Annotated in this window: 7 protein-coding genes and 1 pseudogene; 7 read left to right on the forward strand and 1 reads right to left on the reverse strand. The window is 47.0% G+C overall.

Features of this window, described 5'->3' with window-relative positions; all coding sequences use genetic code 11:
- Together ACTO17_RS19090 and ACTO17_RS19095 are read left to right on the forward strand one after the other, a co-directional pair.
- Nucleotides 1–227: pseudogene (locus ACTO17_RS19090) on the forward strand (IS91 family transposase); the annotation flags it as partial.
- 52 nt (nucleotides 228–279) lie between these two features.
- Nucleotides 280–456, forward strand: a complete 177-nt coding sequence (locus tag ACTO17_RS19095) for a hypothetical protein (RefSeq protein WP_300849885.1) — start codon at nucleotides 280–282, stop codon at nucleotides 454–456.
- 169 nt (nucleotides 457–625) lie between these two features.
- Here the strand turns inward: ACTO17_RS19095 and rpsT are convergent, their stop codons facing one another.
- Complete coding sequence (gene rpsT, locus ACTO17_RS19100; protein ID WP_172536580.1) at nucleotides 626–904, reverse strand: 30S ribosomal protein S20; 279 nt, start codon at nucleotides 902–904, stop codon at nucleotides 626–628.
- A gap of 207 nt (nucleotides 905–1,111) precedes the next feature.
- On the opposite strand from rpsT, the gene gpr reads away from it, so the two are divergent.
- The 5 genes from gpr to hemW all read left to right on the forward strand — a co-directional run bounded on the left by gpr (nucleotide 1,112) and on the right by hemW (nucleotide 7,618).
- On the forward strand, nucleotides 1,112–2,062 hold the full coding sequence (gene gpr / locus ACTO17_RS19105; RefSeq protein ID WP_172536581.1) for a GPR endopeptidase: 951 nt from the start codon (nucleotides 1,112–1,114) through the stop codon (nucleotides 2,060–2,062).
- 75 nt (nucleotides 2,063–2,137) lie between these two features.
- Nucleotides 2,138–3,457, forward strand: coding sequence for a stage II sporulation protein P (spoIIP, locus tag ACTO17_RS19110; protein WP_482559045.1), 1,320 nt, complete (start codon nucleotides 2,138–2,140; stop codon nucleotides 3,455–3,457).
- Nucleotides 3,458–3,539: 82 nt separating this feature from the next.
- Nucleotides 3,540–4,463, forward strand: coding sequence for a CorA family divalent cation transporter (locus tag ACTO17_RS19115; protein ID WP_172538352.1), 924 nt, complete (start codon nucleotides 3,540–3,542; stop codon nucleotides 4,461–4,463).
- Between the two features lie 92 nt (nucleotides 4,464–4,555).
- On the forward strand, nucleotides 4,556–6,370 hold the full coding sequence (gene lepA / locus ACTO17_RS19120; protein WP_172538353.1) for a translation elongation factor 4: 1,815 nt from the start codon (nucleotides 4,556–4,558) through the stop codon (nucleotides 6,368–6,370).
- 69 nt (nucleotides 6,371–6,439) lie between these two features.
- The gene (gene hemW / locus ACTO17_RS19125) at nucleotides 6,440–7,618 is read left to right on the forward strand and encodes a radical SAM family heme chaperone HemW (protein WP_482559046.1); all 1,179 of its coding nucleotides are present in this window, start codon (nucleotides 6,440–6,442) and stop codon (nucleotides 7,616–7,618) included.
- The last annotated feature ends 87 nt before the right edge of the window (nucleotides 7,619–7,705 follow it).

The raw sequence follows: 7,705 nt of genomic DNA on the forward strand, positions 1-7,705 counted from the left end.
ATAAAAAGCTCCATAGAGCCATTTCCCGTGAAAAGCACCACATTCTTAGAAGCTTTAACCAGTGGCGCACTGCCATACTCTCTGCTTTTGGTTATGACCCATTAAAATGCGAATGCGGCCGGGCCATGCTGTTTTTAGAACTTTATTTTAACCATAAGCGTGTTTCTCTGGAAGAATTGTACGACAAAGCCATGTCCCGTTCTCGTGGAAGAAGGTCGTCCGCATGACTTCCTTAAATCCCATTCCTGTGCTATACTCCTTTCAAAGGAGGCTGTACTTATGAACCCAAACACAGAGAAACTACGCAAAAAATATATGGATAATCCACCCGAAGGCATGTCATCCGAGGACATTCGCTGCATGAGCGAGGATGACCTTCTCGATATGGATTATTTCTTAAATGAAGATGACTTATTTGATGACGAGGCTGGAGTAGAAGGTTTTTATATCTTCTAAACCGTGTCGTCTTGCTGTTATTCCCATGCAAGAGTTTATCAAATATACGTTCGATAAACTCTTGTTCTTTTCCTTCTCATCAAAAATCGCAATTTCCTATAAAGTAAAAAAGAGCCGACTGACGGTATCGGCTCTTTTTTATGCCCAAAGGGGCGTTCATTTAAAATAATTACGCAAGATTGTCCACAGCTTTGGTTAAGCGGGAAACTTTTCTGGCTGCAGTGTTCTTATGATAAACACCTTTAGAAGCAGCCTTGCTGATCTGAGAAATAGCAGCTGATAACGCTGTCTTAGCAGCTTCTTTATCATTTGCTGTCACAGCAGCTTCCACTTTCTTCACAGAAGTCTTTACCGCAGACTTGATTGCTTTGTTGCGGGCTGTTCTAATCTCAGTTACTAAAATTCTTTTCTTTGCTGATTTGATGTTAGCCAATTCGTTCACCTCCATTTTCGAGAATGATTATGATGACAATCCAATTGACTGTTTATGCGGAAAAAGGATTGCACTGCTTGCAGTTGTTTCATTAAATCCGGACACGGACGTTCTAATGTAAACATACTCATATATTTTAGCCTTTAATTTTCTGCCTGTCAATACATATTCCTGTATTTTTTGTAAAAAATATCTATGCAGCATAGTTTTGGAGGGAATATTATGAGTCAGTTTCAGGTGCGTACGGATTTGGCATTGGAAACCCGTGAAAAATTTGAAGAAGATAATGTGGAAATCAAAGGAGTGCGGGTGGAGGAAGAATGCCGGGAAGAATCGGAAATAAAGATTACCACAATGGTAATTGAGACGGAAAACGGGGCAAAAGCCATGGGGAAACCCAAAGGAACCTATATTACACTGGAAGCGGCCAGTTTAGACAGCCAGGATGAGGATTATCACAGAGAAGTTTCCGTGGAACTGGCAAGGCTGATTCAGAGGCTTCTGCCGGAGAAAAAAGATCCTGTGTCCGTCCTTGTGGCAGGGCTGGGAAACCGGGAGGTGACGCCGGACGCTTTGGGGCCCAGAGTGGTGGACAATATGCTGATTACCCGGCATGTGCTGAAAGAATTCGGCAAATATGCCTTTGGAGAGGAAGAAGTTCATGCGGTCAGCGGAATTGTTCCGGGGGTGATGGCCCAAACCGGAATGGAGAGCCAGGAGATTATACGGGGCGTGGTGGAAGAGACGAAGCCGGATGTGATGATTGCCATTGATGCGCTGGCGGCCAGAAGCACCCGCAGGCTCAGCCGCACCATACAGATTACGGATACAGGAATCAATCCCGGTTCCGGCGTGGGAAATCACAGGCACGGGCTGTCCCGGGAGACGATAGGCATTCCGGTAATTGCCATCGGCGTGCCGACAGTTGTGGATGCAGCCACCATCGTAAATGACACCATGCATACGCTGATTCAGGCCATGGAGGAAAACAGCCATCTTAAGACCTTGAGCGCCGGGCTGAATGCATTGAATGAAATGGAAAAATACGAACTGATCCGGGAGCTGTTATCGCCTCAGCTCAATACCATGTTTGTGACGCCTAAGGACATTGACGAGTCGGTCAAACGTCTGAGCTTTACCATTTCCGAGGGATTGAATATCGCTTTTGCATAAATATTTTCGTACAGGCATATACTTTAATTATTCATAAATGATTCAGCAGAAAGTCAGCTTGGCGGGAAGAGAAAAATGAGAAAAAAATGGATGAAACGCAGGTGTTTTTACCCCGGGGTAAGGGCGGCAGGCAGAAGGAAAAAAACAGGGAAATCCATATGTTTTTTTCTATGGGGCTTAAGCCTTCTGTTTGTATTTGTGTGTTATCAGAATTTGGCAGAAACAAACCAGGCGCCGGCTATGAAACAGATTGCAGCATATCTCAAAGAAGAAATAGCCGTAAGCGCCTGGAAAAACTGTATGATGGTCATGGTCACGGACGAGGGGGAAGAAGAATTGTCCCTGGGAGCTTATCTGGTGGAAAAACTGGAGAAATTCTATCCGATTTATGGATTCAGTGAAACCATGACAGAATATGATACACAGATTGAAAGTGATTTTACGGAAGAACTTCTGGCGGAACAGGGACAGGAGGTTGGAAAGCCTCTGGAAGAAACAAAAGGGACAGATGCGTCAAAAGAGCCGGAACAGAACGGGACAGAAGAGAAAGAAGAGAAGAAAACGGGCAAAAATAAAAAGAAAAAGAAAAAAAAGGATCAGACAGAGACGGCGTCCAGCAGTGCGGCGGGGAAAACCCAGGAGATTTCCAGAGAGAAGCTGAATGACTTTGATTATCTTCTGCAGAATTTTTATCAGATAGACCGCACCACTACCATTGACGGCAGTCAGCTGAATGCAGAGGCCCTTCTGGGTAAAAGCATGAAATTGGAAACCGGAGCGGAGAATGTGCAAATCCTGATTTACCATACCCATTCCCAGGAAGGATATGCCGATTCTGCGCCGGGAGATGTCAGTACCGGGGTGGTTGGGGCAGCGGACTATCTCACGGAACTTCTGCAGGAGAAATACGGATTTAATGTCATGCACCATACCGGCGAATATGATGTCAAAGACAGGGATAATGCCTATTCTTACGCGGGGCCTGCCCTGGAGCAGATTCTGGCGGAGCACCCAAGCATAGAGGTGGTGATAGACCTGCACCGGGATGGAGTGGCTGAGACTACCCGCCTGGTTACCGAGGTAAACGGGAAACAGACGGCCCAGATTATGTTTTTTAACGGGCTGAGCAGGACAACGGCAAACGGTGATATCCCCTATCTGGCCAATCCCTATCTGGCCGATAACCTGGCTTTTTCGTTCCAGATGAAACTGGCCGCAGAGGAATATTATCCGGGGTTTGCGCGCTCCAATTATCTGAAAGGCTACCGCTACAATCTCCATTACCGGCCCAAAAGCCTGCTGATTGAAGTGGGGGCCCAGACCAATACGTTCGAAGAGGCGAGAAATGCCATGGAGCCTCTTGCGGATATTCTGCATAGGGTTCTGACGGAATGAAGGGAAAATAAATACAGCAAAAGCGGAATACAGAGTAAATCATCAGATACATAACAGAACCAGAAGAAAGGCTGCAGCAACCATGTCAGACAGAACAGAAGAGAGACGGGAAAAATCAGAAAACTGCAAATCAGAAAACTGCAAATCAGAAAAAATGCGGATCATAACGCTGAAGCATTTGGCCCAAAAAGACAGGGACAGCCGGGAAGAACTGCTGTTTCAGTCCATCCGCAAACTGGAACCGGCTTACTGGTCAGGAGTGAAGATGGCAGAGGATATGATGTACGGCGCATTCAGTTTTCATGAAAGCCAAAATCCGGAGAACCGGGCGAGCATCGCAGCATTTTTACTGGGAAAAGAGGGATTTCTCCTGGCTGTTTCAGCAGATGAAGGCGGGCTGTTTCCCCAGGAAAACCAGGGGGACCCGGAGGAACTGGAACAGCTTTTCGAACGGATTTTGGAACGGGGGCAGCAGAAAACAGAGAAAATGGAGCGGTATCTGATTGAGATGGAGCGGGAGATTGTCAGCGGCAGAATCAGCCGGGACCGGAACCGCAATATTTTTGAATGCAAACGGTCTCTTACCGTTTGGAAAAATGATTACGGACGGTTTTTAAATGTGGTTGAGGGAATCAACGGACTGGAGCAGAAAAAGAATGAGGGGCAGGGACAGGTGTTAACCGAGGAATCTGCCTGTTTTTTTCGTGTCTATGAAAATAAGCTGAAACGGCTGTCAGAGGAGACCCAGTTCCTTTATGAAGAACTGGTGCATATCAGAGAAGCCCTTGACGCGGCCCTGTCTTATGAACAGAACAGGATTATGAAAGTATTTACCACAGTGACCACAGTGTTTATGCCCCTGTCTCTGATTGCGGGATGGTATGGAATGAATTTTACAGGGATGCCGGAGCTTGGCTGGAAATACGGGTATGCCTTTGCCGGGGCTCTGAGCGTACTGGTAATCCTGGTTTGTATCTGGTTTTTTAAAAAGAAAAAACTCTTTTGAGGTCGGAGCGCTGCAGAAAATGATTGCGTATAACCCCCGGAAAGTATATACTGTTAAAAGGACTATGAATACAGGAGGATTTTAAAAAGATTATGGCAGCGATTGATCAGAGTAAAATCAGAAATTTTTGCATTATTGCACATATAGATCATGGAAAATCAACACTGGCAGATCGGATTATCGAAAAAACAGGGCTGTTAACCAGCCGGGAAATGCAGGCTCAGGTGCTTGATAATATGGAACTGGAACGGGAACGGGGCATTACCATTAAGGCTCAGACCGTCCGTATTGTATACCAGGCAAAAGACAAAGAGGAATATATTTTTAATTTAATTGACACGCCGGGCCATGTGGATTTTAATTACGAGGTGTCCAGAAGCCTGGCGGCCTGCGACGGCGCCATTCTTGTGGTGGATGCGGCCCAGGGAATTGAGGCCCAGACATTGGCCAATGTGTATCTTGCGCTGGATCATGATCTGGACGTGCTTCCGGTGATCAATAAAATTGATTTGCCCAGCGCCGATCCGGAGCGGGTCATCGAGGAAATTGAGGATGTGATCGGTTTGGAGGCCCAGGAGGCCCCCAGGATTTCCGCCAAGACCGGCCTGAATATTGAAGAGGTGTTAGAACAGATTGTAGAGAAAATTCCTGCGCCGGGAGGAAGCGCGGACAACCCCTTGCAGGCGTTGATTTTTGATTCTGTGTATGATTCCTATAAAGGCGTAATCGTATTCTGCCGGCTGAAAGAAGGCCGGGTAAAAGTCGGGACAACCATTCAGATGATGGCCACAGGCGCAACTGCAGATGTGGTGGAGGTAGGATATTTCGGCGCAGGGCAGTTTATCCCCTGCGATGAGTTAAGCGCAGGCATGGTGGGCTACATTACCGCCAGTCTGAAAAATGTCCGGGATACTCAGGTGGGAGATACCGTAACAGATGCAAACCGTCCCTGCAGCGAGCCTCTGCCGGGGTATAAGAAAGTCAATTCCATGGTGTACTGCGGCATGTACCCGGCAGACGGCGCAAAATATCCGGATCTGCGGGACGCATTGGAAAAGCTGCAGTTAAATGATGCAGCGCTGCAGTTTGAGCCGGAAACCTCCATTGCCCTGGGCTTTGGCTTCCGGTGCGGATTTTTGGGACTGCTGCATTTGGAAATCATTCAGGAACGGTTAGAGCGGGAATACAACCTGGATCTGGTTACCACAGCTCCCGGGGTTATCTATAAAGTCCATAAGACCAATGGAGAACTGATTGAACTGACCAATCCTTCCAATCTGCCAGATCCTGCAGAAATTGATTATATGGAAGAGCCGGTGGTCAGCGCCGAGATTATGGTAACCAGTGAATACATAGGGGCCATTATGGATTTGTGCCAGGAGCGGCGGGGAACTTATATCAGTATGGAGTATATGGAAGAAACCAGGGCGCTGCTGAAATATGAGCTGCCGCTGAATGAGATTATCTATGACTTCTTTGACGCGCTGAAATCACGTTCCAGAGGATATGCATCCTTTGACTATGAGATGAAGGGGTATGCCCGCTCCGAACTGGTGAAGCTGGATATTCTGATTAACAAAGAAGAAGTGGATGCGTTATCTTTTATTGTTCACAGCGGAACAGCCTACGAGCGCGGCCGGAAAATGTGCGAGAAGCTGAAAGAGGAGATTCCAAGGCATCTCTTTGAAATCCCAATCCAGGCGGCCATCGGCAGCAAGGTCATTGCCCGGGAAACTGTGAAAGCCATGCGCAAGGATGTGCTGGCAAAATGCTACGGCGGCGATATCAGCAGAAAACGGAAGCTGCTTGAGAAGCAGAAAGAGGGCAAGAAGCGGATGCGCCAGATTGGAAATGTGGAGATTCCCCAGAAAGCATTTATGAGCGTGCTGAAGCTGGATGACAAATAGAAGATATTCTCAGCGAATCGGAAGGGCCGGAGTTTGCCGGCCACCGGAAAAAGGAGTTATCAAGTTATTATGGAAAGGAATCATGAGAAACGGAAAGAGCTGGAATTGTACCTTCACATTCCGTTCTGCGTCCGGAAATGTAATTATTGTGATTTTCTGTCAATGCCTGCGGAAGAGGAAGTCCGCAGGCATTATGTGAATTGCCTGCTGGAAGAAATCATGCAGAGAGGAGAATCCTGCAGGGAATATCATGTGTCCACTGTATTTTTCGGCGGCGGCACGCCGTCTCTTCTGGCAGGGGTTCAGATTGCAGAACTGATGGAAGCCATAAGAAGTTCCTTTTGGGTGGATTCAGACGCAGAGATTACTATAGAATGCAACCCTGGAACTTTGGACAGGCAGAAGCTTCTGTTATATCAGAATGCCGGCATCAACCGTCTGAGCATTGGGCTGCAGTCAGCGTCTAACCGGGAGCTTCAGCTCTTAGGCCGTATCCATAACTGTGAGCAATTTTTGGAAAACTACGATCTGGCCCGCAAGATGGGATTTGAAAATATAAATGTAGATTTAATATCAGCGCTTCCCAGACAAAAAACAGAGGATTGGGAATATACATTAAAAAAAGTACTGGAACTGCGTCCGGAGCATATTTCTGCCTACAGCCTGATGGTGGAGGAAGGAACGCCCTTTTATGAAGCTTACGGGCAGGATGCGGAGTGCCGGGAGCAGGGCGGACATCCCCGGGAGCTGCCGGAAGAAGAGACAGAACAGGAAATGTATCTGCTGACCGGACAAATGCTTGCAGAAAAAGGATACCGCCGCTATGAGATTTCCAATTACGCCAGGCTGGGCAGAGAATGCCGCCATAATACGGGGTACTGGAGAGGCATTTCCTATCTGGGCCTGGGTCTTGGCAGTTCTTCTCTGATGGACGAGACAAGATTTTCCAATACCAGGAATATGGAGGAATACCTGAGACAATGCCCCGGTTTCAAAAGAGAAAATGTAACCGTACTGGGAAAAACCCAGCAAATGGAAGAATTTATGTTTCTGGGCCTTCGGATGACAGAAGGAATATCCAGAGAAGAATTCCAGAAGAAATTTCAGGTGGAACCAGAAGGAATTTACGGAACAGCGCTGCAGAAACTCTGCCGTGAAAACATGCTGAAACAAAAAGAAGGAAGAATTTATCTGACAGAACAAGGAATTCTCGTCAGCAATTACGTCCTCAGCCAGTTTCTCCTGTGAACTAAAATCAGGTTTAGTTGAAGTTGAAACTACAGTGAACAGTGAACTGTTAATGTTTCGATACACAGGAACTACCGGCGTGCCCTT

This window comes from Petralouisia sp. (assembly GCF_056822245.1).

Bases quoted from the DNA above. Each gene is read 5' to 3' on its own strand.
- gpr (WP_172536581.1), top strand. From the start codon at position 1,112: ATGAGTCAGTTTCAGGTGCGTACGGATTTGGCATTGGAAACCCGTGAA.
- spoIIP (WP_482559045.1), top strand. From the start codon at position 2,138: ATGAGAAAAAAATGGATGAAACGCAGGTGTTTTTACCCCGGGGTAAGG.
- lepA (WP_172538353.1), top strand. From the start codon at position 4,556: ATGGCAGCGATTGATCAGAGTAAAATCAGAAATTTTTGCATTATTGCA.
- hemW (WP_482559046.1), top strand. From the start codon at position 6,440: ATGGAAAGGAATCATGAGAAACGGAAAGAGCTGGAATTGTACCTTCAC.
- rpsT (WP_172536580.1), bottom strand. From the start codon at position 904: ATGGAGGTGAACGAATTGGCTAACATCAAATCAGCAAAGAAAAGAATT.
- ACTO17_RS19115 (WP_172538352.1), top strand. From the start codon at position 3,540: ATGTCAGACAGAACAGAAGAGAGACGGGAAAAATCAGAAAACTGCAAA.
- ACTO17_RS19095 (WP_300849885.1), top strand. From the start codon at position 280: ATGAACCCAAACACAGAGAAACTACGCAAAAAATATATGGATAATCCA.